Raw genomic sequence first — 23,836 nt, 5'->3', positions numbered from 1 at the left:
ACCCCTCTCCCCAGCCGTCTCCCACAAGGGGAGAGGGAGTGAAAAGCACGTTCGGCACGCTGGCCTTCTATGGCACATCAGGCGTCCCCTGGGGGGAGGCCGGGTGGGGGTGAACGGGCCGGGCCACCCGCCAGACAAGACCCTCTCTCCCTCAAAGCAGAAGGGCCGGGCCACCCGTGAGCAACCCAGCCCCCTTGCTTCCCGTTCTGCTTCCCGTTCAGACGCCGACGGGCAGGCGCAGCATGGGCGAGAGCGCGTCCATGAACCGCTCATACCCGGCGAAGTCGAGTTGCTGCTCGTTATCGCTCAGCGCCGTGGCGGGGCTGGGGTGAACCTCCACGTGGATGCCGTCCGCACCTACGGCGAGGGCCGCTTTGGCGAGCGGGATGAGCAGGTCACGGCGTCCGGCGGCGTGAGTCACGTCCACGATGACGGGAAGGTGGGTCTCCTGCTTGGCGAGGGCCACGGCGGAGAGGTCCAGCGTATTGCGCGTCCACTTCTCGAAGGTGCGGATGCCGCGCTCGCAGAGGATGACCTCGTTGTTGCCCTCCGAGAGGATGTACTCGGCGGCATACAGCCACTCCTCGATGGTGGCCGACAGCCCGCGCTTGAGCAGCACCGGGCGGCGGGAGCGGCCCACCTCGCGCAGCAGCGAGAAATTGTGCATGTTCCGCGCGCCCACTTGCAGGAGGTCGGCGTGTTCGGCCACCACCTCCACGTCGCGGGTGTCCATCACCTCGGTCACGAAGAGCATCCCGTTGTCGCGGGCGGCTCTCCCGCCGATGATCAGGCCGTCCACGCCCATGCCCTGAAAACCGTAGGGACTCGTGCGGGGCTTGTACGCGCCGCCGCGCAGAATCTTGACCCCCTTCGCGGCGAGGAAGCGGGCCGTCGTCTCCATCTGCTCCTCGGACTCAATGGAGCATGGACCGGCCACGATGATGGGCGGGGCGTCGCCGCCGACGCGCACGCCGTCGATGTCCAGCACGGTGTCCTCGTCCTTGACCTTGCGCGAGACGAGGAGTTGCTTCTTGTCGTTGCTCTCCTCCAGCGCGAGGCTCGCCTTGAAAATCTCCTTGAAGATCGCCTTGACCGCCGCGCCCGTGAAGGGGCCGGGATTGAGGGTCTCGACCTCCTTGAGCTGCTTTTCCTCACGGGCCGGGTCGTAGTGGTGCGGGCGGCCCTCGCGCGTCTTGGCGTGGCCGATCTGCGCGACGACCTCGCCCCGCCGCGAGAGCAGGGTCAGGAGGTCGCGGTTGATCTGGTCGATCTCGGCCCGCAGGTCGTCGATGCTGCGCTGAGGCTGGGTCATGGTGCCAGTGTAGGAAAGCCGCCCGCCCCCGCGCCACAGCTTGCTAGTCAATTGAAAAGACTTGTCCAAGTCTCAGCCCGTCGGTTCCGGTGTATTCACCATGTGCGCCGCCACCCGCGCGAGAGCCGCATGGAGTTCCCGCGCCTCCGCCTCCCCTATCTCCGGCGTCTCGCGCAGGGCCGCGTTCATGCACGCCAGCCACGCCCGCCCCCGAGTCGGCGTGATCTCGTGCGGCAGATGCCGGGCGCGCAGCCGGGGATGGCCGTACCGCTCGTGGTAGAGGGGCGGCCCGCCCAGGAAGCCCGTCAGGAACGCGTACTGCTTCTCGGCAGTCTGCGTGAGGTCCGCCGGGAAGATGGGCGCGAGATCGGGGTCATGGGCTACCCGCGCGTAGAAGCGGCCCACCAGCGCCGAGAGAGCGTCCGGGCCGATGCGGTCGTACAGGCTGCCGCCCTCGGTGAGCTGCATGGGGGCCGTCATGGGAGGGAGGGTAGCGCGGCGTGGGGGCGAGGCGAACTGCCGAATTCACAGAGTTGAGGAAGGACGGAAGAGGTACGGTGTTTTGCTCCCTCTCCCCCCGTGGGAGAGGGCCGGGGTGAGGGGGCGTGTGACCAACGCCTCTCCCCCTCACAACCCCACCGCCATGTCTTCAAGAAAAAGGGCGCGGGCCTCCCACTCGCCCACGCCCCCCCCACCCTCACTCCCCGCTCAACTCCACTGCCACAGGGTCGGCTCGTAGGCGTAGCCGCCGCCGATCATGCGGCGCAGGTGCCCGATGGCCTGGAAGGGGAAGTGGTAGCCCGTGACCCAGAGCTTCTCGTCCACGGCCTGCGCGAAGAGGCGCTGGCGGGTGCGGGCGGCGAGGGCACCGTCGGTGTCGAAGGTGAGGTAGGACCCCCGGTGCCGCAGGCTGAGGACGTAGTGCCCGGCGGCGTCGCCGAGGACCATCAACCCCTGATCGCCGCTCGTGGCGCGGACGGCGAGGTGGCCGAGCGTGTGGCCGGGCGAGGCCACGGCGGTCAGACCGGGCACGATCTCCGCGCCGGGCTGGATGAGCGCGAAACGGTCGCGCAGGCCGATCAGGTTGGCCTGCACGGCGGCGTTGGGGTTGGCCTGCGTGGTCCAGAACTGGAACTCCGCCGCGCCGATCACGTGCCTCGCCGCCGGGAAGGTGGGCTGCCCGCCCGTCGTCAGCCCGCCGATGTGGTCGCCGTGCCCGTGCGTGATGAACACGGTGTCGATGCCCGCCGGGTCGATCCCCGCCCGGCGCAGGTTGGCGACGAGCTGCCCGTTCGCGCCGCCGCGCCCGGTGTCGATCAGGACGCGGTTCGCGCCCGTCTCGATCACGACCGGGTTGAAGTGGTTGACCGAGTTCGTGGCGGGCAGGCCGTACTCGGCGAGGGTGTCGGCGAACTCGGCCTGACGGTCGGGATTCGCGCCCCAGGTGGGCAGCACGGCGGCGAGTGGGGCCGTTCCGTCGCTCACGGTGATGGCGGTCATCTCCCCGATGCGCTGGCGGTAGAAGCCGTTGCCGTTCACGGGCGGCGTGGGCTGGGCGGCGGGGGCCTGCGCCGGGGGTGTGGTCTGCGAGGGCGGGGCCGTCTGCGCGCGGGCGAGGGGCGCGGCGGCGGTGACGAGGCCCGCCGCCCCCAGCAGGCGCAGGGTGTCGCGGCGGTTGACGGACTGCTCGGCGGGCGTGACGACGGCGGACGGGTCGGGCTGGTCGCTCATGAAAGGCCTCCGGTGGGATGATGTCCGTTCAACGTTAAGCTACTGGGCGGGCCAGGTGGAATGCCCGCCCTTCCGAGTTCGTTCAGGCTGGCCCGCCCCCCGGACTCAGCGGGAACGGCCCCGCCCCAAACCGTACAGCGCCAGCCCCGCCGCCATCGCCGGACCGCTGCCGAGCGCGAAGACGAGGGTGCCCCAGCCCACCAGCCCGCCCAGCACCCAGCCCACGGCGAGGACGACGAGTTCGATGCCTGTTCGCACGCGGGCCACGTTCCAGCCCGTCACCCGGCTTAGCCCCAGGATGAGGCCGTCGCGCGGCCCGGCCCCCAGCCCCGCCGCGACGTAGGTGCCCGTTGCCAGGCCGAGCAGCGCCACGCCGAGGACGAACTGCACCCAGCGTGCGGCGAGGGCGTCCGGGTCGGGCACGAGCGGCCCGAGCACGTCCAGGAATACGCCGATCAGCACCACGTTGACGACCGTCCCCGGCCCGACCCGCTCGCGCAGCCGCAGCGCCGTGAAGGCCACGATCAGCACGCCCGTCAGGACGCTGACCATCCCGATGCTCAGGGGCAGGTGCCGGGTGACGCCGAGGTGCAGCACCTCCCAGGGGGCGACACCCACCCGCGCGTCGAGCATCAGGCGCAGGCTCAGGCCGTACAGGAAGAGGCCGAAGACGAGTAGGCCATACCGGCCCCACAGCGGCAGGCGGGTCAGCGCGACGAGGGGGGCGGCGGTCGGTCCGGCGAGTGCCACATGGGCGAGCGTAGCACCCACCCCCTTCCCCTCCCCGCGGCCCGCCCCGTCACGGTAGACTCTCGGGGTTGCGTCCAGGGTGCCGCGAGAGACGGCCCGGACGCGTAAGGGAGTGAAGTATGGGTCTCGGAATAGGCATCGTTGGGCTGCCCAACGTCGGCAAAAGCACGCTGTTCAACGCCATCACGCGGGCGGGGGCGCTCGCCGCCAACTACCCCTTCGCCACCATCGAGCCGAACGTGGGCCGGGTGCCCGTACCCGACGAGCGCCTTCCGGCCCTGTCGAAGGTCTTCACGAAGGGCGAGCGCGTCCCGCCCATCATCCCGACCTACGTGGAGTTCGTGGACATCGCCGGACTCGTGAAGGGCGCGAGCCAGGGCGAGGGGCTGGGCAATCAATTCCTGGCGAACATCCGCGAGGTGGACGCCATCGCGCACGTCGTCCGCTGCTTTACGGACCCCAACGTGATCCACGTCGCAGGCCGGGTGGACCCCCTCGACGACATCGAGACGATCAACACCGAACTCATCCTCGCGGACCTCGCCGGGCTGGAAAAGCGGCTCGTGGGCCTCCAGAAGAAGGCGAAGGGCAACGACAAGGACGCGCGCGAGCAGGCGGCCCTCGCCGAGCAGATTCTCGCCGTGCTGGGGGCAGGAAAGCCCGCCCGCGCCGGGACCTACGACGCGCCCATCCCCAGGGACTTCGGCCTGATCACCACCAAACCCGTGATCTACGTGGCGAACGTGGGCGAGAACGACCTGACCGAGGACAACGACGCCGTGAGCCGGGTGCGCGAGTACGCTGCCAGCGAGGGCGCGTCCGTCGTCAAGATCAGCGCCCAGATCGAGGGCGAACTCGCCGAGATGCCCGAGGACGAGGCGCGCGAGTTTCTGGGCGACCTCGGAGTGACGGAGAGCGGCCTCGACCAGCTCGTGAAGGTCGGGTACGAGACGCTGGGGCTGATCACCTTCATCACGTCGGGCGAGAAGGAGGTCCGCGCGTGGACCATCCGCCGGGGCGAGAAGGCACCGGAGGCCGCCGGGGAGATTCACTCGGACTTAGAACGGGGCTTCATCCGCGCCGAGGTCATCGAGTGGCAGAAGATGGTGGAGGCGGGCGGCTGGGCCAGCGCCAAGAGCAAGGGCTGGGTCCGCACCGAGGGCAAGGAGTACGTCATGCAGGACGGGGACATCATGAACGTGCTGCACAGCAGTTAGGCGGAAGGCAGAAGGGAGAAGGCGGAGGGCTGAGCGAACGCTTCGGCTCTCCGCCCTCGCTTGTCGTCGTCCTCCCACCCGCGCCGGGGTTAGCGCCGGGTGCCCTCCGCCCGTTCGAGCGCGCGGCGCATGGCGGCCCCCGGATTCTCCACGACCCGCCCATGTCCGGGCGCGAGGCGGGCCGGGTCCAACTCGGTGAGACGGCGGGCGCTGGCGACGGCGGTCCCCGCGTGCCACGTGGCGAGCGCCGGGAAGGGGAAGAACAGGCGGCGCTCGCTCACCACGGTCACGCCGCCGACGGTGTGGTAGGCGTCCCCGGCGATCAGCGTCCCGTCGCGCGTGTCGAGGAGGGAGAGGTGGCCGGGGGTGTGGCCGGGCGTGGCAATCACCCGCAGGCTCCCCACGAGGTCGCCGTCGTGGAGGGATTGCGCGGGTACGGCGCTGGGTTGGAGACCGCCGCGCAGGGGCACCTGCGGCTCCGAGGGGTCGAGGCCCTTGTCACCGCGCAACACCCGCACCTCCCGCGTGAGGAGCAGCACGGGCACGTCGGGCAGGGCGGCGTGCAGCGCGTCCAGACTCCCGATGTGGTCCACATGCGCGTGGGTCAGAACGACGCGGCGGATGGGTTGGCCGAGCGCCTGGGCCTCCTTCAGGATGGCGGAAGCGCAGCCGGGGATGGCGGCGTCCACGAGCGTCAGCCCGTCGTCCTCCGTTACCAGATAGACGTTGACCAGGCCGAGGCGGGTGAGCTGATGCAGATGCGGGCCGTGCCGGGTGTGCCTCATAGACAATCTCCTCTCAAGACGAACGTATTTCACCTTGATAGCGAACACTGTACGTCTTGGCGGGGGCGAGGTCAAGACATACACTGTTCGCTATGGTTTATCCCGCTAAGCTCACGGCAGAGGCCATTGTCCGGAGTGCCCTCGATCTCCTGGAGGGTGGCGGGAAAGAGGCACTCAACATGCGGGCGCTCGCCGGGCGGCTCAGCGTCCAGCCCAGCAGCCTTTACCGGTACTATCCCGACCGGGCGGCCCTCGTCGCGGCGCTGGAGGACCACGCGGCCCTGAGTCTGCACGGGGCATTGAGGGAGGCCAGCCGGGACCGTCTCCCCAGGGAAGCGCTGAGCGCCGCCGCCCACGCCTACCTCGACTACGCGCGGGCGCATCCCCACCTCTACGGCCTGATGCTCGCCCCGCGCCCCCCCGCACCCGCCGGACCCGGCCCAGGCAAGGACCTGTGGAACCACGTCCTGCATCTCGTCGGTGCCGTGACCGGAATCCCCGACGATACGGGGGCCGCCGTCGCGTACTGGGCCTTTCTCCACGGCTACGTCCAGCTCGAACGCAGCGGCGGATTCGGATTGAGCGGCCCACGCGGCGGCTTCGAGCGCGGCCTGAAGGCCCTGATCCGGGGTCTCGCACATCCAGACGAGGAGAAGGGAGAAGGAGGCGCAGGTCCCTGACCCCGCCCCCTTCTGCCTTCTGCCTCTGCCCTCCGCCTCAATCCGCCGCCACCGCCACCACCTCCGGCCCGCCCTCCAGCGCGGGAAGCTGACGCCGCACCTCGCGCATGGCGCTGTGGATGACGCCGAGGGCGAGGCTCATGGTGAGGATCGAGGAAAAGCCGTAGCTCACGAGGGGAAGCGGCACGCCCGTCACCGGGAAGAGGCCCGCCGCGACCGCGAGGTTCACGAACGCCTGCCCGACCACCATGAACATCGCGCCCGTGGCGAGGACGGTCGCGCCGTGAATCTCCGGGGTCATGGGCCGGACGCGGGTGGCGAGCTGCGCGACCTGAAGGGCGGTGGAGACGATCAACCAGTAGGCGAAGAAGAGCATGGTCACGCCGAGCAGCCCCGTGGCGAAGCCCACCGACGCCACCACCATGTCGGTGTGGGCGGCGAAGTAGGTCCAGCGCGGACCGTCCGGGCCGAGGCCCCACAGCCCGCCGAAGCTCAGGTCGCGGTGGGCCATGCCGATCTGGTCGAGGCCGACCTCCAGCCCCTCGGTGCGGTTCACGTGGCCGAAAAAGCGTTCGAGGATATAGGGGTGATTCTCCAGATAGCGGCCCACGAAGGGGATGGCGACCAGCCCCAGCGCGAGCAGGAAGCCCGTGATGTTGGTGATCCTCACCCCGGCGGCGTACATCAGCACGATGCCCAGCCCGAACATCAGGACGCTCGTGCCCAGGTCGGGTTCCAGCAGGACGAGCAGGGTGGTGCAGACGATCATCAGGGTCGCGCTGATGAGCTTGTGCTGCACGCCCCGGCGCGAGAAGAAGGACGCCAGTTGGAGCACGAGGCCGAGCTTGGCGACCTCGGAGGGCTGGAAACGCACCGGGCCGAACTCCAGCCAGCGTTTCGTGCCCGGACTCGTCTCCGTGCCCTGCCCGAAGAAGAGGGTGAGCAGCAGCAGCGCCAGCGTGAACAGCCAGAAGGGCGTGGCGAAGCGCAGGAAGACGCGGGGCCGCAGCCGGGCGACGAGGAAGGTCATGCCGAGCGCGAGCAGGGCCTTGCCCCCGTGGTCCACGATGAGGTCGGGCCGGGCGGTCGCCACCCCCAGCAGCCCCAGCACGAGCAGCAACACCTGCGCGATGACGAGTTGGGTACTCATGCCCTCACCTCCCCGGTGGTCTCACGGGCCGCCAATGCACGGGCCGCCCGCGCGAAGCTCTCCCCGCGCGCCTTGTAGTCGCGGAACAGGTCGAAGCTGGTGCCGATGGGCGCGAGGAGGACGGTGCCTCGGCCCTCCAGCGCGGCGAATCCCAGGTCGACAGCTTCCCGCATCACCCCGTCCCCGTCCATCCCCGGCGTGAAGGGAAGGTGGTCGAAGGGCAGGCCGAGCGCGCGGGCGAGCTGTTCGCCGTCCTCCCCGAAGGCGACCACGCGGGCCACGCGCCCCCGCGCCGCCTCCCGCAGCGGGGCGAGGTCGGCCCCCTTGTCGCGCCCGCCGACGAGCCAGGCGATTGGGGTGGGCGCACGGGTGAGCGCCGCCTCCACCGCGAGCGTCCGGGTGGCGATGGAATCCTCGATAAAGCGCACGTCGCCAATCCGGGCGACCGTCTCGAAGCGGCCTGAAACGGGGCGGGCGGTGCGGAGGCCCTGAGCTAACGTCTCCACGTCCACCGGGCAGCCTAAGCGCGCCAGCAGCGCCTCGGCGGCGAGGACGGCGGCGGCGGCGTTGGCGGGGTGGATGCCCTCGGGGAGTTCGGCCATCGGCAGCACCTCCCGCCCGTCCGTGAGGGTGATGCGCTCCGGCGTGAAGGTCCGCACCGTGGCCCGCGTCGGCACGTCTAGCCCCACCGGAAGCACCAGCACGTCCCCGGCCTCCTGCCCTGCCGTGATGTTCAGCTTGGCCGCGTGGTACGCCCCCACCGTGCGGTGACGGTCGAGGTGGTCCACCCCCAGATTCGTGATGACGGCGACAGGCAGGCGCAGACCCGGCACCCGCTCCAGTTGGAAGCTCGACAGCTCCACGACGGCGACCTCCGCCTCGTCCACCACGTCGAGAAGGGGCGGGTCGATGTTGCCGCCCTCCCGCGCATTCAGGCCCGCCGCCCGGAGCAGGTGCCCGATCAGGACCGTCGTGCCGCCCTTGCCCGCCGTGCCCGTGATGCCGACGAGGGGGAGGTCGGGCCGGGAGCGCGCGGCGAGCGCCACTTCCCCGATGACCTCCGCGCCCCGCGCCATCAACGCGAGCAAGTCAGGGTGGTCGATGGGCACGCCCGGCGCGGCCACCACCGTCTCATATACGCCGCTCACATCGCCGCGCGGGAAGCTCAGCTCCCGCATCAGCGCCTCGTCCTCGTCCGTCGGTTTGGCGTCGTGCCACTCGGCCCGCCGCCCCTCACGCGCCAGAAACCTTGCCACCCCTCGCCCACTTCGCCCCAGCCCGTACAGCAGCACCTTTCGCCCCCCAGTCACGCCCACACCATAAGGGAAAGATCAAGGGAAGGGAGGTGAGAAATCCGAGTGCCGCGCGGTCACGGCCCTCAGCGCACCCGCACGCCCTTCGTCGCGGGCTGTTTACGAATCCACACGACGAAGCGCCGCACATCGTCATGCGCGAGCAGGGCGTCCACCGTGCTGTACTCGCCCGCCAGTTCCGCGTTCGTGAAGGTGCGGTGCAGGAACTTGTGGCAGGCCGGACACAGCGGCACGGTGGGCAGCTCGTGAATCTTGACCCCCTGCCGCCGTCCCTGCGACTTGGGGACGAGGTGATGTTCGGTCAGCACGGGCGTCTCCCGCCCGCACAGCCCGCACCGCTCCGGTTCGGCGGGAGGCGGGGGCCAGTTGGACTCAGGACGGCGGCGGGACATCGGGGGGAATGATGGCGTGTGGGCGCGGGTGAAACCGGGTGGGGAGTTACGGGAGGAGGGAGGCTTTAGGCGTTAGGCGTCAGATGTCAGGAAGCCCTACTGAGGGCCTGATTTCATCGTGTCAGACGATAAAACTTGAAATACCGCCCTTGACATTGGAGTTCGGCTCGCGCGTCCTGACCGGTGAATTTGAACATCTACGCCGATGAATACAGCGTTCTAAGCCCTAAACGGTGTTGGAAGAGAAAAGCAGGAGCGGCAGCCTTCGCTAGTCCGCTCTCCTTTCCCTAACCCCTTTCCCCTCACCCCTCACAGCTTCGTCATCTGCGGATACTTCTGAATCGCCTCGTCCTCGCTCAGAAACTCACCCTCCGCGTCGGGACTCCACACGACCTCGGCGCGGATGAGGTCGCCGGGCGACACGCTGCCCATCGCACTTAGGGCGGCGCGGGCCTCCTGCGCGGTCGTCACCCCGGCAGGGGGCAGGGAGGCGAGGGCGTGCGCGGCGACGGCGATGGTGACGGCGAGGTAGAGGTCGGTCGTGTCCTTCTGGAAGGTGTAGTCGGTGCGGGCCTCGAAGCCCGTGTTTACGTCCCGGTTCTGGTAGTTGCTCGTCGTCTGCTCGGTGAAGGCGGCACGGGCCTCGGTCGCCCAGGCTCCCACCTGGCGGTCGGCGGCGCTCGCGGGACCCTGCGCGCGTTCCACGTTGCCGTACACCCAGCGTTCCGGGTGGCGCAGGGCGACGAGGGCGGCCTCCTGAAGCATCCGAGCCAGCCCCTCGTTCGTGTCGGGGTCGCCGGTGCGGGCCACCCGTTGCAGGGCACGTTTGACCTCATCGCCCTCGGCCATCAGCAGTTGGACGGACACGGCCTGCGCGGTGCCGCTGAGGCTGCCCAGCCCGCCGCCCGTGCCCAGCGTCCGCGCCCCGCCCGTGCTCAGGCTGCGGCGCATGAAGCCGACCACGGTGAAGATGACCAGCCCGAAGATCAGGAGGCTCACCAGCCCGAAGCCGCCCACACCCCCGCCGCCGTACCCGTACCCTCCGCCGCCGACGATGATGGGGCCACGATAGCCGCCCGAGTACCCGCCACCCGAGTACCCCCCGCCCCCGCTATACCCGCCCCCACCGAACGAGCCGCCCCCCCCGCTGCTTCCGCCACCGCCCGAACTGCTGCCCCCGAAGCCGCCCCCCGACTGTGCCCCAGCGTCCCCGAGGAGCGTCAGCGCGGCGAGGCACAGGGCGAGCGTGGCGAGGAGGAGCAGAACGCCCCGCAGGGTTCGCGGCGTGGGGGTGGGCATAGTGGCCCCAGTGTAGGGGGTGGAGGGAGGCACCGGTCGCCCGTCGCCAGCCACCAGAGGAGACGGTAGGTTTCCTGTCCTCGGGACGAGAGTTTGGGAGGTCGGGGCCGTACACTGCCCGCCATGAGCGGAGAGACGGAGGGGCGGACGGTGGAGCTGACAGAGGCGGAGTGGGAGGCTTTCCTCTCCGGCCTGTACGAGCGGGACGAGGCGTTGGCGCGGCGGGTGCCGGACGGTGAATACCTCCCCGAGGAGGAGGTGGACGCCTACGTGCTGAGCGCGCACGCTGAGGCCCTGCGAAGTGCCGAGATAGACGGCGACGTGTGGGGCACGCTTTCTGACATCGAGGAGGAGGCCGGGGACGAGGAGGAGGCGTGGGCGAGGATCGTCGCCTTCTACCTGGGCCGGGGCTGCGTCCTCGTGCGGGTGACGGACGCCGAGGAGCCGGAGGAGTGGATTTTTGCCGAGGAGTTGGCCGGGCGGCTGGGCCTTCTGCCTGCGGAGAGGCCGTAAATCCCGCCTGAACGGGACCTCATCCGCCCGTGGGGAGGGGGGGCTAGGCTGCCCCTATGTCCAATCGTGAGGAAAGCCACTTCCCCCTGAAACGCCTGCTGCTGCTGGGTGCGCTCGTCGGTGCGGGGGCGTACTACCTGAGCCGCGAGCAGGGCCGCCGCGCGCTCGACCAGAAGCTCGCCGAACTCGGCCTCAAGGACGCCGCCGCCGAGGTCAGCGAGAGCGTCTCGAAAGGCTGGGAGAAGACGAAGGACGCCGCCGCCGAAGCCGGGCAGGCCATCGCCGAGAAGGCGACCGAGGTCAGGGACGCCGCGCAGCAGGGCGGGGCGCAGGCCGGGGTGGACCGGGCCAAGCAGGTGGCCGACGACGTGAAGGCCGCCGTGGCAAACGTCGCGGGCGAGGTGGGGGACGCCGCCGGGGACGTGGCCGCCACCGCGAAGAATGAGGCGCAGGACGTGAAGGGCAAGGTGGGAGACGCCGCAAGTGACGCGAAGGCGAACGCTCAGCAGACCGTGGGGCAGGCACAGAACAAGGCGCAGGACACCGCGCGGGACGTGAAGGACACCGCCCGCGACGTGAAGGCCGACGTGCAGCAGGGCGCGCAGCAGGTGAAGGCGGAGGCCAACACGGCGGCCAGCGCAACTCAAAGCAATGCTGAGCAGGCGGCGGGGAACATGCAGCACGTCACCCAGGACCTGCGGATGGGCGTTCAGACCACCGTGAGCGACGTGAAGGCCGACCTCAAGGGCGCGGCGCAGGATGCCAGAGCGGGCGCGCAGGCCGCCGCGAGCGACGCGCAGAACGCGGCCCAGAACGTCAAGGCCGACGTGAATCAGGGCGTGCAGGACGCGAAGCGCAACCTCTGATCCTCCGTCGGTACCCCTCGGACCCTCCCCAGCGGGGGGTTCTTTCCTTTGGTCCCGACCGTGACCCCTGCCGCGTGTTCACGTCCCCCGCGCGGGTACACTGCCGGGCATGACGCGCCGGGACAACGAGACGGGCGGGCGCACGGGGACGCTGGAACGCACGGAAACGCAGACGCAGCGGCCCCGGCTCTACCGCGTGCTGCTCCTGAATGACGACTACACGCCGATGGAGTTCGTGGTGCGGGTGCTGACGCGCTACTTCCGCAAGTCGGGGCACGAGGCCGAACTCATCATGCTCGCCGTCCACCACAAGGGGCAGGGCGTGGCGGGCATCTACACGCGCGACGTGGCCGAAACGCGGGTCGCCCAGGTCACGGCCCACGCCCGGCGCGAGGGCCACCCGCTGATGGTCGTCGCCGAGCCGGAGCCGGGCGAGTGAGGGCATTCAGATGATCGGAGACCACCTGCAAGTCACCATCGGGCGCGCGGCGGACTATGCGCGCGAGGCCGGGCACGAGTTCGTCACGCTCGAACATCTCCTCCTCGCGCTGACCCACGACCCGGACGCGCGTGAGGCCCTGCTTGCCGTCGGGGCCGACGTGGAGCGGTTGCGTGGCGATCTGGAGGACACCCTCGCCGAGTACGAGGTCGTGCAGGACGCCGAGCCGGACTTCACCCTCGGCGTTCACCGCGTCGTTCAGGGGGCCGTGCTGCAACTCCACGCGAGCGGCAAGGGAAGCCAGGCGGCGGACGGGGCGCGCGTCCTCGTGGAGCTGCTGGAGGAGGAGGACTCCCCTGCCCGCGCGGTGCTGGAGGCGCAGGGCGTGACCCGGCTCGACGTGCTCGGCTACGTCTCCCACGGCGCGGCGAAGGTCGTGGGCCGCGAGCGCGAGCGGCAGACAGCGGGGACCGACGGCGGGCCGGAGGCGGAGGGCACGGAGGCCGCCCAGAATCCCCTCGAAGCCTACGCCACCGACCTCACTGTACAGGCGAGGGCCGGGGAGTTCGACCCCGTGATCGGGCGCGAGGTGGAGCTGGAGCGCGTCACCCACATCCTCGCGCGGCGGGCGAAGAACAACCCCGTCCTCGTGGGCGAGCCGGGCGTCGGCAAAACCGCCCTTGCCGAGGGGCTGGCGCAACGGGTGGCGGATGGGCGGGCACCGGGCTTCCTGCGGGGGGCCTCCGTCTACGCCCTCGACCTCGGTGCCCTCCTCGCCGGGACACGCTACCGGGGCGACTTCGAGCAACGGCTGAAGGCCGTCCTCGCCGCATTGGACGGGCAGAACGCGGTCCTCTTCATCGACGAGTTGCATACGCTCGTCGGGGCGGGGGCGACCGAGGGCGGGAGTGTGGACGCGGCGAACCTCCTCAAACCGGCCCTCGCCCGTGGTCGGCTGCGGGTCCTGGGGGCGACGACGCCCGCCGAGGTCCGTTACCTCGAAAAGGACCGCGCCCTGTGGCGTCGTTTTCAGACGGTGGAGGTGCCCGAGCCGTCCGAGGAGGACGCCCTCGCCATCCTGCGGGGGCTGGCACCCGGCTACGCCTCACACCACAATGTGACCTATACGGACGGGGCGTTGGGGGCGGCGGTGAAACTCTCGGCCCGCCACCTGCGAGACCGTTTCCTGCCCGACAAGGCGATTGACGTGATCGACGAGGCGGGAGCCGCACGCTCCTCCACCGGGCGGGGCGGCGAGATCAGCGAGACGGACATCGAGGCCACCGTCGCCCGCATGGCCCGCGTGCCGGTCGGTGCCGTGAAGGCCGAGGACGCCCGGTCGCTCGCCACCCTCGAAGCTGATCTGAAGACGCGGGTGTTCGGGCAGGACGCCGCCGTGAGTGCGGTCTCCAGCGCCGTCAAGCTCGCGCGGGCCGGATTGCGCGACCCGCAGAAACCGCAGGGGGCCTTCCTCTTCGCCGGGCCGACGGGCGTGGGCAAGACCGAACTCGCCCGCGCGCTCGCCGAGCGGCTGGGCATCCACCTCGCCCGCTTCGACATGAGCGAGTACCAGGAGGCGCACACGGTCGCGCGGCTGATCGGTGCCCCGCCCGGCTACGTCGGCTTCGATCAGGGCGGCCTCCTCACCGACGCGGTGGCGAGGAACCCCCACGCGGTCGTCCTCCTCGACGAGATCGAGAAGGCACACCCGGACGTGTACAACCTCTTCCTGCAACTGATGGACCACGGCACCCTCACCGACCACACCGGCAAGAAGGTGGACGGGCGCGGCCTGATCCTCGTCTTCACGACGAACGCCGGGGCCGCCGACGCCTCGCGCCCTGCCCTCGGCTTCTCGCGGGAGGGCCGCGCGGGCGAGGAGGCGGAGGCCGTCAAGCGGACCTTTACGCCGGAGTTCCGCAACCGCCTTGACGCGGTGATCCACTTCCGGCCCCTCGCACCGTCAGTCATGGCGAGCGTGGTGGACAAGTTCCTGCGGCAGTTGGAGGAGCAACTGGGCGAACGCTCGGTGACGCTGGCCGTCACGCCCGCCGCCCGCGCGTTACTATCTCGCCTCGGCTACGACCCGCAGATGGGCGCGAGGCCGCTCGCCCGCGTGATCGAGGAGAGGGTGAAGCGCCCGCTCGCCGACGAGCTGCTGTTCGGGCGACTGAAGGATGGGGGCGTGGTGACGGTGGATGCGGGGGAACAGGAGGGCACATTCGCCTTCCTGTGAGATCGGGGCGTGGCAGGGTAAGGGGTGGCGACGCCGCTCAATCCCTACGTGTGGGAGTTGTTCAAGTTCTCCGAGGAGGGGCAACTCTGCTTGGAGTACCTCTCGAATCTGGACCGCTACCCGACGTGTGCCCAACTCTTCTCGGAGTTGCATGGGGTTGAGGAGTACGTCCTCGCCCACCTGAGCGCCGAGGGAAAGCCGGAGTGGGAGGACGCAGCTACACACCCGGATAATGTTGCCTTCGTTCAAAGAGTGCAGAGGTTCGCTGCCTCAAAGTCTGCCGACACGCTCGCACGGCGGCAGGAACTCCTGGCAGCGCTAGTCAACGGTGCCGTGCCTCTCACGGACGACGAGGACTCCGACTGTTTGGACGCCGACACCGCCCTCTTAGCCGTGGAATACGTCTCCCTGGGGCTTCACCTCGCCCACCCCGACTTCTTCCTCCCTTACGCCTTCGGCAACCGCTTCGACTTGTTCGGGCGGATTGCCGAGGCGTTCGACATTCTCCTTCCACCCGTGCCGTCCAAACGGGACAAGCTCGCCCGCTGGCTGTACTACGGGCAGATGTGCGGGGCGTTGCGGGAGTTCCGGGAAAGCCACCCGCTGAGCGTTCCCGAGATGCTGGCCTTTTTGAACTACTTCGCCACAGGCTTCGTTCTGGCCGAGCAGGAAAAGGAGTTACCCCCTCCTCGTCGTGCCTGGCTCCTGCTGGGCGCGGGCGAGAAGGACGGCGACTTCGGCTGGCTGGAGTCCGCCGACGCCAACTCTCAATCTCACTGGCAGGGCAACGAGTCCATGCAGCGCGGCGACATCTGCGTGATGTACGTCCGCAGCCCGCACAGCTCCGTCCACTCCATCTGGCGGGCCGTAGAGGACGGATACGCCGACCCCTTCTTCCACTACAAACACGCCGTTCAGATCGGCCAGCCCGTGCGGGTGCCCCGGCTGACCTTCGCGGACATGAATGCCGACCCTCTGCTGAGCGCCAACAAGTACATGAGGGCCAACCTGCAAGGTGCGAGCGGCAAACACCTCTCCCGAACGGAATACGAGCGCCTGCTGGCACTTCTCGCCGAACGTGGCCTCGACCTCACGACCATCCCACGGCTTCCGGCTGCCGACCTTGCCGACCTTGAGCAGCTTGAGAACGAGCGTGATGTGGAACTCCGGCTCATCGAGCCGCTTCTGAGGCGGCTTGGCTACCGGGAGCAGGACTGGATCAGACAGCTTCCCGTGCGGATGGGACGCGGCGAGCGGGTCTACCCGGACTATGCGCTGGGTGTGACGGGGCAAGCGCCAGAACTGCGCGCCCACGCGCTCGTCGAGGCCAAATACCGCCTGTCCACCGAACGGGAGTGGCGTGGTGCCTTCTTGCAGGCCAAGTCCTACGGCCTCCGTCTGGGTGCCGAGTGCATCGCTGTGGCCGCCGCCGAGAGCCTGCGGGTCTTCCGGCGTTCCCGCGACGACTTTCAGTTCGAGCGCGGCCAGAGCTACAGCTGGCCGGAGGTCATGACCGACACGACGTTGCTGGAATTGGAACGGGTCTTTAGGGGCGGGAGGTCACGCCGCGTCTCGTAAGCCATCAACTCCGGGCCACATGCCAACGCGCGTGCAGCCGCACCGGCCTCAGCCCATACGCCGTTACGTACCCCGGCAATCGGCGCAAGCCGGGAATGCCGTGCAGCACCCGCAGAAGGGTCGTCGGAACATGGAGTTGGTCCCCGGTGTGGATGCCCACCACCTCGCGCTCCTGAACGACCTGCTGGCTTTGAAGCACGGCGATCTGCCAGGAGCGAATGCGCTGCACGCGGGCGAGGTGGCGGGGCCGCACCCTCCCCGCGCGCAGGGGGCCGGAGAGCACGTTCGCCGCCGCCACTGCGTCCTGCACGGCCATGTTGATGCCCATGCCGCCAATCGGGGAGATGGGGTGCGCCGCGTCCCCGATCAACAGGAGGCCGGGCCGCCACCAGCGCCGCACACGCGCCACCTCTACGGCGAGGAGGTGCAGTTGCGCCCACTCGGTCAGCAGGTCCACCCGGTCGGCGAGCCAGGGAATCGTCTCCGCCACTGCCTGCCGGATGGGGCCGACGCCGCGCTCCCGCGCCTGCCGGTAGCTGTCCTTGCGGATGGAATAGCCCACCTGCCAGCGTTCCCCGTGGTCGGTGGTGACGATGCAGTGGGGGCCGCCGAGGTGCAGGTCGATGCTGCCGCCGGGATCGTCCGTGCGGCGCGGCAGGGCGAACCACAGCACGTCCTGACCGGGCGAGAGGCGGCGCAGGGCGAGGCCGGAGAGGGCACGGACTTTGGAGAAGCGTCCGTCGGTGCCCACCGTGAGCGCGGCGGGGAGGTCGTGCAGGGTGCCGTCCTGCCGGTAGCGCACGCCCGTCACCCGTTCGCCCTCCTCCAATAGCCCCTCCACCCGCGCACCCATCAGGACCCTCACGTGCCCGTAGCGGCCCAGTTCCCCCGCGAGGAAGGCCAGAAAGCGCGACTGCGCCATCACGGTCAGGTAGGGGTAGGGCGTCCGCAGGCGCGAGAAGTCGGCGATGACCTGCGTGCGCTGTGGCGTGATGAAGCGGGCGCGGTGGGCGCGGGTGTGCGAGAGCCTGAGCAGCGGCGTGGCGAGGCCGAGCTGCGCGAGGAGTTCCATGATGGCGGGGTGGAGGGTATCGCCCCGGAAGGACCGGTCGAAGTCGCGGGCCGCCTCCAGGACCGTGACCGGAATCCCCTGCCGCGCAAGGAGCAGGGCGAGGATCATCCCCGCCGGGCCACCTCCCACGATGCACACGTTTTGCGACTCAGACAGCACGACGGGCATTCTGGGCGGGTGGGGACAGGGCGGCTGTAGGCAATGCTGCGGGTGGTCGGGCGAATCCTCACTCCACCTTTACCGTCCCCTGAGCAGCAGACGTTCTCTCAGGGCGGAGGGCTACCGTGGGCCATGTCCCGCCCCGACCGCCTGGCTCTAGCTGCCATCTGCCTCTACCGGCGTCACCTGTCGCCCCGCAAAGGCTTTCGCTGCGCGCATGCGGCGCTCCACGGCGGCGAGTCGTGCTCGGCGGCGGTCGCCCGCATCGTCCGCGAGGACGGGCTGAGGGCAGGACGCGTCCGTATCGCTGCCCGCTTCGGCGCGTGCCGGGCCGCGCACAACGCTCTCCACGGCGGCTCCGCCCTTGCGCTGGGGTCGGGTGTGGAGACGCGTGGCGTGTGCTGCTGCGGGCCTATTCCCATCCCCTTCCGCTGCGGGTAAGGGACGAGCACAGCGATTTATCAGCCTATTTTTCGGGGACGCTCGGTTTGCCTCCCCCCTCTGCAAGCAGCCCCGCGAGTCAAGAGGAGGGGAACAGAGCACGTCCACCGCTCACCCCTCCTGCCCCTGAACCTCCGGTTTCTCGCCCCGGAAGGCGTCTCTGCCGGGCACAGGCTGAAGGCGGACGACCTGCCCGGTCCGGGCGCTCTCGTAGATGGCGTCCATGATGCGGTGGTCCTGCACGCCCTCCTCGCCGGGGGTCCACGGCAGCTTGCCGCCCCGAATGCACAGGGCGAAGTGGTCGAACTCCGCGCCGAACTGGTCGGGGTTGGGAAGCTTGGGCTGGAACTCGCCCCCCTGGTCGGTGATCGTCACCTTCAGGCCCTGGTAGGTGAAGGCGGGGTCCATCAGCACCGCGCCCTCCTCGCCCAGCACGCGCAGGGTGGTCGTCTTGTGCGCGCCGTAGCTCGTCAGGCAGTTGGCGACCACGCCGTCCGGGAAGCCCAGCATGAAGCTGACGGACTCCTCCACCTCCCGGAACAGCGGATCGTCCTTCGGCTGGTGCAGGGTGGCGAAGACCCACTCCGGCTCGGTGCCGAGGACGAAGCGCACGGTGTTCAGGCTGTAGATGCCCACGTCGGGCAGGGGGCCGCCGCCCGCGAGGTCCAGCTTCATGCGCCACGCCTCGGGGTCGTCCTCGGCCTGCGCGTGGATGGAGTCGAGCAGCTTGACGGGGCCGATCTTGCCGCCCTGCACGGCCCCTCGCGCCGCCCAGTGGTGGGGCGTGTACTGGCAGCGGTAGGCGGTCATCAGCAGGACGTTCGCCGCCTGGCAGGCGTCCACCATCGCCTGCGCCTCCGCCGCGTTCACGGAGAGGGGCTTCTCGCACAGGACGTGCTTGCCCATCCGCGCGGCCCGCTCGGTGAACTCCCGGTGCAGGCTGTTGGGCAGGACGATATACACGGCGTCCACGTCCTCGCGCGCTCCCAATTCCTCGAAGCGGTCATAGGTATACACGTCCGCGTCCGTGAGGTCGAAGGCGCGGGCGAAGGCGCGGCCCTTCTCCTCGTCGTCGGTCACGAGGGCGGTGATGGCGGCGTGCTCGCTCGTGCGCGCGGCGGGGATGAGTTCCTCGGCGCTGAGCTTGCCGATGCCGACGATGGCGAAGCCGATGCGGCGCGACTCGGCCTCGGGCAGGGGCAGGTCCGGTTTCAGGGGCATGGGGGCACGGTAGGCCAGCCGGGCGGGGGCGGGCGTACGGGAACGCTGAGCGGGTCTTCACCATTGGCCGCCTATGCTGAGCGGGCGATGGAAGTCCGCCTCCGCCCCGCCCACCCCTTCGACGCCGCCTTCGCCGTGCCGCTCGTGCAGGAGGTCAATGGGCGCATCGGCCACGCGCTGACGGGCACGACCTTCGACGCGGAGGCGGCGCGGGTGCTGCTGGGCTTCTTCCCGCTGGCGGGGAACCGATTGAGCCACCGCCATACACTGATCGCCGAGGGGCCGACCGGACCGTTGGGGCTGGCGGTCGCCTATCCGGGGTCGGAGGCCGAGGCGCTGGACGCCCCCTTCCGTGAGCGGCTGCGGTCGCTGGGCCTGTCCGACAGGATCGACCCGGAGGCGACCCCCGGCGAGCTGTATCTGGATACGCTGGCCGTCGTCCCAGAGGCACGCGGGCAGGGGGTGGGCGGGCTGCTGCTGGACGCGGTGGCGGCGCGGGCGCGGGAACTGGGCCTGCCCCGCGTGGGCCTGCTCGTCGGGGAGGACAGCCGGGCGGCACGGCTCTACGAACGGCACGGCTACCGGGCGGCGGGAGTTCGGGGAGTGGCGGGCGGTCAGTTCACGCGCCTCGTGCTGGACGTGGGTTGAGGAAAGGTGTGGCATCGTGGACGGCGTGACCTCTGCCCAACCCCACGTCACCCTGCGCGACCGCCAGCCGCGCGACCTGCCGACCCTGACCCGGTGGCTGACCGACCCAGGGGCCGAGTGGCGACGCTGGGACGCGCCCTACTTCCACGCGGCGACGACCACGGGGACCATGCGCGCCTACGTGGACCACCTCGCCCACAGCGCCCCCGACCCCGACGAGCAGATCATCGACGTGGACGGCGAGTGCGTGGGCATGGTCAACCGCTCGGAGGAGACGCCGGAGGGCGGCGGCTGGTGGGACCTGGGCATCCTGATCTACGACCCCCGGCATTGGGGCGGCGGCGTGGGCGCGCGGGCGCTGGGCCGCTGGGTGGCCGACACCTTCACCTGGATGGACGCGCACGTCGTCACCGTCACCACCTGGGGTGGCAATGAGCGCATGATCCGGGCGGCGCGGCGCGTGGGCTTCCGCGAGTGCGGGCGCGTGCGGGAGGCCCGCGTGGTGAACGGGGAGCGGTACGACAGCGTGAGGCTGGATTTGCTGCGGCGGGAGTGGGAGGGGAAGAGGGGAAGTTGACGGGTTCGTTTTCTTGGTTGCCAGGCCCGTTCACCCCCTCCCGGCCTCCCCCCTCAAGGGGGAGGAGTAGGACGGCCACAGCATTCGCCTTTTTCTCCCTCTCCCGTGGTGGGAGAGGGCCGGGGTGAGGGGGCGACCCGACGAGACTCCACCGCCCTCACCCCACTGCTCTACGCTGGTCGCGTGAGTCCGCGCAAGGCCGCACGGCCCAAGCCCCCGCCGCCCCTCAACCCGCCGGGCTTCCTGGCGACGCAGGACCTCAAGGAGCGGGGATGGACGCCGAGACTGATCGAGAAGTTCCTCGGCACCCACGATGAGACGCGGCCCAACGGCTTGAAGATGGGCCGCCGCCGTCTGCCGCCCGTCAAGCTCTACCGTGAGGAGCGCGTGACGGAGGCCGAGCGGGAGGAGGCGTTTCTCGTCGGTCAGGCCCGCGCCGCCGATGCCCGTGAGCGGGCCGAGCGCAACCGGGCGAAACGGCAGACCGAACGCGCCGCCCTCCTGCGGGCCGCCGCCGAGACCTACGTGCCTACCATCCACCCCGAACCGCTCCGCAAGGGGGCCGTCCGCCTCGCCCGCGAGCCGTACCTGGTCGGTCTGGAAGAGGCCGCCGTCCATCTGGAACGGGAAATCGGCAAGGTCACGCCCGCCGAGTCGGCCACCCTCCGCGCGCTGCTGCTGGACCGCTTGCATACCGCTCTCGCCGCCGCCTATCCGTGGTATCCCACCCCGGACAACCGAACGAAAAAGCCCGCCAGCCGGGAGGCAAAGGCGAGCGACTGGCGGACGTGGGAGTGGGAGTGAGGCAGAGCTTTCAGTGGTCAGCCCTCAGCTCTCAGCCACAGACACAAGAGGAGGGGCGTTCCACTGCCCCGGAACGCCCCTCCTGATTGCTGACGGCTGACGGCTGACCGCCCTACTGCAACGCCTGCACCGCCCGCTTGAGAATCGCGTCGCCCTGCACGTCCACGACGGCCTCGCCCTGGGTGGTGGAGCGGGTGGGGCGCTTGACCTCCGCCGTGTAGGTGAACTTGCCCTCCTTGTCGGCGGTGACGGTGACGGGCTTGCCGTCTACCGTGAGGGTAATTTTGGCATTCGGCGTGAGGCCGCCGCCGCTGAAGTTCAGGGGCGTGGTGTAGCGCGTGTCCACGACCGTGGTATCGGGCGTGACGCCCTTCTTGTGAATCTGGCGGCCCTTGGGCGTCAGCCACTCGCTGTTCACGATGGCGACCTTGCCGCCGTCCGCCGTGTCGAGCGGAATCTGCGCCACGCCCTTGCCGAAGGTCTGCTCACCGATCACGGTGGCGCGGCCCACGTCCTGCAAGGCCCCCGCCACGACCTCGCTCGCCGAGGCGCTGTTCTTGTTCACGAGGACGACGAGCTTGCCCGTGTAGTCGGTGGGGCGGCTGCTCGCGCGCCCGTACACCTGCGTCTGGCCGCTGCGGTCGCGCAGGCTGACGATGTTGCCGCTCCCCATGAACTGGTCGGCCACGTCCACACCCGCGTTCAGGAGGCCGCCGCCGTTGTCGCGCAGGTCGAGGATCAGCTTCTGGATGTTCCGGCGCTTCATGTCGGCGACCGCCGCGCGGAACTGCTCGCTCGCCTTCTCGTTGTAGAAGGTGTTCAGCGCGATATAGCCGACGTTGCCCGGCAACACGGTCTGCTCGACGCTGACAACCGTGACGGGCTGGCGCTCCATCCGCACGGTGAAGGGCTTGCCCGCGCGGGCGAAGGTCACATTGACCGTCGTGCCCCGCTGGCCACGCACCAGACGCACGATCTCGTTGAGCTTGCTCGTCAGGACCTCGGTCTCGCCGATCTTCACGAACACGTCGCCGATCTGCACCCCGGCGTTGGCGGCGGCCCCGCCCTTGAACACGTTGTCCACCTTGCCGCCCGTGCCGTCGGGGTTCGCGCCCACGAGCGTCACGCCGATGCCGAAGAACTCCCCGGCGAGGTTCTCGGCGTCCACCGCGTTGTCGGCGGGTTCCGAGTAGTAGGTGAACTCGTCGTCGAGGCTCCCGAGCGCCCCGTTGATCGCGCCGCGCAGCACCTTCTCGTCGTCCACCTGATACAGGTAGAAGCGGTCGAGGCTGCTCAGCACCTGAAGGAGCGATTGGCCGGTCTTGGACTTGGCGAGTTCGGCCTGGGTATACCCGCCGAGCTGGGCGTACCCCACGGCGGCGGTAGCGGCGAGCGCCCCCGCCACGAGCGTCATGCGTCTACGGTTCACAGGGTCAGAATAGGGTGCGCGGGTGAAGGGCGTTTGAGGCGGAGGTCACGAGGTTTCGCCGCCTGGGTTGGGGGTTGTCTACCGAGGGAAAGTGTGTTGGGCGAGGGATGGCAAATCCCGTTACCCGGCCTGTCGCTTGAGCGCCTGGTGTGGATGGCGAATTGGGCAAAAGGAGCGTTTTCGTCGTCTGGCAACAGGACGAGCGGTGCTCGTCACCCCCCTCCCCGACCCCCCACAAGGAGGGAGGGGAAAAGAGCACGGCTAGCACGCTCGATTTCTATTGCACATCAGGCGTCCCCTGGGGAGGTTGGGTGGGGGTGAACGGGCCTGGCCTCTCAACAAAGCTGCCGTCAACTTCCCACCACTTGCCTTCCGCCGTTTGCCTTTGACCCTCCGCCCCTGTCATGAGGCCGCCTTCACGGATTCCTGCGACCCTTCGGCTATCCTGCACGGCGAGCATGACGCGCCCACCTCCCTCGTCCCGCCACGCCCCCCCCGCCGGGGCGAGCATGATCGAGTTCAAGAACGTAACGCTGGAATACCCCGTGACCCGCACCCTCGCGCTCGACGACGTGAGCATCGGCGTGGGCAAGGGCGAGTTCGTCTATTTGGTGGGGCACTCCGGCGCGGGCAAGAGCAGCTTCATGAATCTGGTCCTCAAGCGGGCGCTGCCCACGCGCGGCGAGGTCCGCATCGGCGGGGAGCCGCTGACGCGCTACCGGGGCCGCCGCACCGCCCTGCTGCGCCGCCGCATCGGGACCGTCTTTCAGGAGAACCTGCTGCTGGAGCATCTGAACACGCAGGACAACGTGGCCTTTACCCTGCGCGTGACGGGCGTGCCCCAGCGCGAGTGGCCCGCCCGCGTCGCCTCGGCGCTGCGGACCGTCGGGCTGGAGCACAAGAAGCACGCCCTGCCCCTCCAGCTCTCGCAGGGCGAGCAGCAGCGCGTCGCCATCGCCCGCGCCATCGTCAGCGACCCGCCCCTGCTCCTCGCCGACGAGCCGACGGGCAACCTCGACCCGGAGAACGGGCGAGAAGTCCTCAAGGTTCTCCAGAACGTCCACCTGCGCGGCACCACCGTCATCGTCGCCACCCACGCCCGCGAACTCGTGGAGACCTTCCGCCACCGGACGCTGACGCTGCGGAAGGGGAAGCTGGTGCGGGATGACCCGTATGGGGGGTATGCGTTGTGAGGGCGTTGGGCGGGCCGTCGAGAAGTCGAGA

24 protein-coding genes are annotated in these 23,836 nt (G+C 69.7%); 12 read left to right on the top strand and 12 right to left on the bottom strand.

All coding sequences use genetic code 11. The annotated features are described in order from the left end of the window. Positions 1-217 precede the first annotated feature (217 nt). From V3W47_RS09975 to V3W47_RS09960, 4 genes are all read right to left on the bottom strand, one after another. Positions 218-1,312, bottom strand: a complete 1,095-nt coding sequence (locus V3W47_RS09975; RefSeq protein ID WP_331825058.1) for a bifunctional 3-deoxy-7-phosphoheptulonate synthase/chorismate mutase — start codon at positions 1,310-1,312, stop codon at positions 218-220. Between the two features lie 72 nt (positions 1,313-1,384). Continuing rightward, positions 1,385-1,792 carry a globin domain-containing protein gene (locus tag V3W47_RS09970; RefSeq protein WP_331825057.1) on the bottom strand — a complete coding sequence of 136 codons (408 nt, stop codon included), beginning with the start codon at positions 1,790-1,792 and terminating at the stop codon, positions 1,385-1,387. Between the two features lie 228 nt (positions 1,793-2,020). Next, positions 2,021-3,043, bottom strand: coding sequence for an MBL fold metallo-hydrolase (locus V3W47_RS09965; RefSeq protein ID WP_331825056.1), 1,023 nt, complete (start codon positions 3,041-3,043; stop codon positions 2,021-2,023). Between the two features lie 105 nt (positions 3,044-3,148). Next, complete coding sequence (locus V3W47_RS09960; RefSeq protein WP_331825055.1) at positions 3,149-3,793, bottom strand: YczE/YyaS/YitT family protein; 645 nt, start codon at positions 3,791-3,793, stop codon at positions 3,149-3,151. 119 nt (positions 3,794-3,912) lie between these two features. Here V3W47_RS09960 and ychF point away from each other — a divergent pair, with 119 nt between their 5' ends. Continuing rightward, positions 3,913-5,010 carry a redox-regulated ATPase YchF gene (gene ychF / locus V3W47_RS09955; protein ID WP_331825054.1) on the top strand — a complete coding sequence of 366 codons (1,098 nt, stop codon included), beginning with the start codon at positions 3,913-3,915 and terminating at the stop codon, positions 5,008-5,010. A gap of 89 nt (positions 5,011-5,099) precedes the next feature. On the opposite strand, the gene V3W47_RS09950 is transcribed toward ychF, so the two are convergent. Next, positions 5,100-5,795 (bottom strand): MBL fold metallo-hydrolase, encoded by a 696-nt coding sequence (locus tag V3W47_RS09950; RefSeq protein ID WP_331825053.1) that lies wholly within the window; start codon positions 5,793-5,795, stop codon positions 5,100-5,102. A 92-nt stretch (positions 5,796-5,887) separates the two neighbouring features. On the opposite strand from V3W47_RS09950, the gene V3W47_RS09945 reads away from it, so the two are divergent. Continuing rightward, positions 5,888-6,475: a TetR/AcrR family transcriptional regulator gene (locus tag V3W47_RS09945; RefSeq protein ID WP_331825052.1), complete on the top strand. Its 588-nt coding sequence runs from the start codon at positions 5,888-5,890 to the stop codon at positions 6,473-6,475. Positions 6,476-6,512: 37 nt separating this feature from the next. On the opposite strand, the gene V3W47_RS09940 is transcribed toward V3W47_RS09945, so the two are convergent. The 4 genes from V3W47_RS09940 to V3W47_RS09925 form a co-directional block, all read right to left on the bottom strand. Beyond that, the gene (locus tag V3W47_RS09940; protein ID WP_331825051.1) at positions 6,513-7,625 is read right to left on the bottom strand and encodes an FtsW/RodA/SpoVE family cell cycle protein; all 1,113 of its coding nucleotides are present in this window, start codon (positions 7,623-7,625) and stop codon (positions 6,513-6,515) included. Beyond that, positions 7,622-8,941, bottom strand: a complete 1,320-nt coding sequence (gene murD / locus V3W47_RS09935; protein WP_331825050.1) for a UDP-N-acetylmuramoyl-L-alanine--D-glutamate ligase — start codon at positions 8,939-8,941, stop codon at positions 7,622-7,624. Before murD ends, V3W47_RS09940 begins: the two co-directional genes overlap by 4 nt. A 62-nt stretch (positions 8,942-9,003) precedes the next feature. Then, complete coding sequence (locus V3W47_RS09930) at positions 9,004-9,330, bottom strand: HNH endonuclease (RefSeq protein ID WP_331825049.1); 327 nt, start codon at positions 9,328-9,330, stop codon at positions 9,004-9,006. Between the two features lie 309 nt (positions 9,331-9,639). Then, a complete protein-coding gene (locus V3W47_RS09925; RefSeq protein ID WP_331825048.1) occupies positions 9,640-10,629 on the bottom strand; it encodes a DUF1517 domain-containing protein in 990 nt (329 codons plus the stop codon). A gap of 123 nt (positions 10,630-10,752) precedes the next feature. On the opposite strand from V3W47_RS09925, the gene V3W47_RS09920 reads away from it, so the two are divergent. The 5 genes from V3W47_RS09920 to V3W47_RS09900 all read left to right on the top strand — a co-directional run bounded on the left by V3W47_RS09920 (position 10,753) and on the right by V3W47_RS09900 (position 16,261). Further along, the gene (locus tag V3W47_RS09920; protein WP_331825047.1) at positions 10,753-11,142 is read left to right on the top strand and encodes a hypothetical protein; all 390 of its coding nucleotides are present in this window, start codon (positions 10,753-10,755) and stop codon (positions 11,140-11,142) included. Positions 11,143-11,198: 56 nt separating this feature from the next. After that, on the top strand, positions 11,199-12,008 hold the full coding sequence (locus V3W47_RS09915; protein WP_331825046.1) for a YtxH domain-containing protein: 810 nt from the start codon (positions 11,199-11,201) through the stop codon (positions 12,006-12,008). Between the two features lie 109 nt (positions 12,009-12,117). Beyond that, positions 12,118-12,447, top strand: a complete 330-nt coding sequence (gene clpS, locus V3W47_RS09910) for an ATP-dependent Clp protease adapter ClpS (RefSeq protein WP_331825045.1) — start codon at positions 12,118-12,120, stop codon at positions 12,445-12,447. Between the two features lie 10 nt (positions 12,448-12,457). Then, the gene (locus V3W47_RS09905; RefSeq protein WP_331825044.1) at positions 12,458-14,683 is read left to right on the top strand and encodes an AAA family ATPase; all 2,226 of its coding nucleotides are present in this window, start codon (positions 12,458-12,460) and stop codon (positions 14,681-14,683) included. A gap of 24 nt (positions 14,684-14,707) precedes the next feature. After that, entirely contained in the window at positions 14,708-16,261 is a 1,554-nt protein-coding gene (locus V3W47_RS09900; protein ID WP_331825043.1) for a hypothetical protein, read from the top strand. A 4-nt stretch (positions 16,262-16,265) separates the two neighbouring features. On the opposite strand, the gene V3W47_RS09895 is transcribed toward V3W47_RS09900, so the two are convergent. Beyond that, positions 16,266-17,501 (bottom strand): FAD-dependent oxidoreductase, encoded by a 1,236-nt coding sequence (locus V3W47_RS09895; RefSeq protein WP_331825042.1) that lies wholly within the window; start codon positions 17,499-17,501, stop codon positions 16,266-16,268. 123 nt (positions 17,502-17,624) lie between these two features. Between V3W47_RS09895 and yidD the strand changes: the two genes are divergently transcribed. Further along, a complete protein-coding gene (gene yidD / locus V3W47_RS09890; protein WP_331825041.1) occupies positions 17,625-17,933 on the top strand; it encodes a membrane protein insertion efficiency factor YidD in 309 nt (102 codons plus the stop codon). Between the two features lie 111 nt (positions 17,934-18,044). On the opposite strand, the gene V3W47_RS09885 is transcribed toward yidD, so the two are convergent. After that, positions 18,045-19,154 carry a Gfo/Idh/MocA family oxidoreductase gene (locus tag V3W47_RS09885; protein ID WP_331825040.1) on the bottom strand — a complete coding sequence of 370 codons (1,110 nt, stop codon included), beginning with the start codon at positions 19,152-19,154 and terminating at the stop codon, positions 18,045-18,047. An 87-nt stretch (positions 19,155-19,241) separates the two neighbouring features. Here V3W47_RS09885 and V3W47_RS09880 point away from each other — a divergent pair, with 87 nt between their 5' ends. The 3 genes from V3W47_RS09880 to V3W47_RS09870 all read left to right on the top strand — a co-directional run bounded on the left by V3W47_RS09880 (position 19,242) and on the right by V3W47_RS09870 (position 21,183). Then, the gene (locus V3W47_RS09880; RefSeq protein ID WP_331825039.1) at positions 19,242-19,802 is read left to right on the top strand and encodes a GNAT family N-acetyltransferase; all 561 of its coding nucleotides are present in this window, start codon (positions 19,242-19,244) and stop codon (positions 19,800-19,802) included. A gap of 25 nt (positions 19,803-19,827) precedes the next feature. Beyond that, positions 19,828-20,379: a GNAT family N-acetyltransferase gene (locus tag V3W47_RS09875; protein ID WP_442877215.1), complete on the top strand. Its 552-nt coding sequence runs from the start codon at positions 19,828-19,830 to the stop codon at positions 20,377-20,379. Between the two features lie 183 nt (positions 20,380-20,562). Continuing rightward, on the top strand, positions 20,563-21,183 hold the full coding sequence (locus V3W47_RS09870; RefSeq protein WP_331825037.1) for a hypothetical protein: 621 nt from the start codon (positions 20,563-20,565) through the stop codon (positions 21,181-21,183). Positions 21,184-21,295: 112 nt separating this feature from the next. On the opposite strand, the gene V3W47_RS09865 is transcribed toward V3W47_RS09870, so the two are convergent. Further along, on the bottom strand, positions 21,296-22,612 hold the full coding sequence (locus tag V3W47_RS09865; protein WP_331825036.1) for a S41 family peptidase: 1,317 nt from the start codon (positions 22,610-22,612) through the stop codon (positions 21,296-21,298). 509 nt (positions 22,613-23,121) lie between these two features. Here V3W47_RS09865 and ftsE point away from each other — a divergent pair. Continuing rightward, a complete protein-coding gene (ftsE, locus tag V3W47_RS09860) occupies positions 23,122-23,805 on the top strand; it encodes a cell division ATP-binding protein FtsE (RefSeq protein WP_331825116.1) in 684 nt (227 codons plus the stop codon). Positions 23,806-23,836: the final 31 nt, after the last annotated feature.

The organism is Deinococcus sp. YIM 134068 (assembly GCF_036543075.1).
Lineage (GTDB): Bacteria > Deinococcota > Deinococci > Deinococcales > Deinococcaceae > Deinococcus > Deinococcus lichenicola.
Note: the sequence above shows the minus strand (reverse complement) of the source record. Positions and strands in the feature narration are given on the sequence as shown.

Excerpts from the sequence above, each read along its gene's own strand:
- V3W47_RS09975 (WP_331825058.1), bottom strand. The coding sequence starts at position 1,312 with ATGACCCAGCCTCAGCGCAGCATCGACGACCTGCGGGCCGAGATCGAC.
- V3W47_RS09970 (WP_331825057.1), bottom strand. The coding sequence starts at position 1,792 with ATGACGGCCCCCATGCAGCTCACCGAGGGCGGCAGCCTGTACGACCGC.
- V3W47_RS09965 (WP_331825056.1), bottom strand. The coding sequence starts at position 3,043 with ATGAGCGACCAGCCCGACCCGTCCGCCGTCGTCACGCCCGCCGAGCAG.
- ychF (WP_331825054.1), top strand. The coding sequence starts at position 3,913 with ATGGGTCTCGGAATAGGCATCGTTGGGCTGCCCAACGTCGGCAAAAGC.
- V3W47_RS09950 (WP_331825053.1), bottom strand. The coding sequence starts at position 5,795 with ATGAGGCACACCCGGCACGGCCCGCATCTGCATCAGCTCACCCGCCTC.
- V3W47_RS09945 (WP_331825052.1), top strand. The coding sequence starts at position 5,888 with ATGGTTTATCCCGCTAAGCTCACGGCAGAGGCCATTGTCCGGAGTGCC.
- V3W47_RS09940 (WP_331825051.1), bottom strand. The coding sequence starts at position 7,625 with ATGAGTACCCAACTCGTCATCGCGCAGGTGTTGCTGCTCGTGCTGGGG.
- V3W47_RS09930 (WP_331825049.1), bottom strand. The coding sequence starts at position 9,330 with ATGTCCCGCCGCCGTCCTGAGTCCAACTGGCCCCCGCCTCCCGCCGAA.
- V3W47_RS09925 (WP_331825048.1), bottom strand. The coding sequence starts at position 10,629 with ATGCCCACCCCCACGCCGCGAACCCTGCGGGGCGTTCTGCTCCTCCTC.
- V3W47_RS09920 (WP_331825047.1), top strand. The coding sequence starts at position 10,753 with ATGAGCGGAGAGACGGAGGGGCGGACGGTGGAGCTGACAGAGGCGGAG.
- V3W47_RS09915 (WP_331825046.1), top strand. The coding sequence starts at position 11,199 with ATGTCCAATCGTGAGGAAAGCCACTTCCCCCTGAAACGCCTGCTGCTG.
- clpS (WP_331825045.1), top strand. The coding sequence starts at position 12,118 with ATGACGCGCCGGGACAACGAGACGGGCGGGCGCACGGGGACGCTGGAA.
- V3W47_RS09905 (WP_331825044.1), top strand. The coding sequence starts at position 12,458 with ATGATCGGAGACCACCTGCAAGTCACCATCGGGCGCGCGGCGGACTAT.
- V3W47_RS09895 (WP_331825042.1), bottom strand. The coding sequence starts at position 17,501 with ATGCCCGTCGTGCTGTCTGAGTCGCAAAACGTGTGCATCGTGGGAGGT.
- yidD (WP_331825041.1), top strand. The coding sequence starts at position 17,625 with ATGTCCCGCCCCGACCGCCTGGCTCTAGCTGCCATCTGCCTCTACCGG.
- V3W47_RS09885 (WP_331825040.1), bottom strand. The coding sequence starts at position 19,154 with ATGCCCCTGAAACCGGACCTGCCCCTGCCCGAGGCCGAGTCGCGCCGC.
- V3W47_RS09880 (WP_331825039.1), top strand. The coding sequence starts at position 19,242 with ATGGAAGTCCGCCTCCGCCCCGCCCACCCCTTCGACGCCGCCTTCGCC.
- ftsE (WP_331825116.1), top strand. The coding sequence starts at position 23,122 with ATGATCGAGTTCAAGAACGTAACGCTGGAATACCCCGTGACCCGCACC.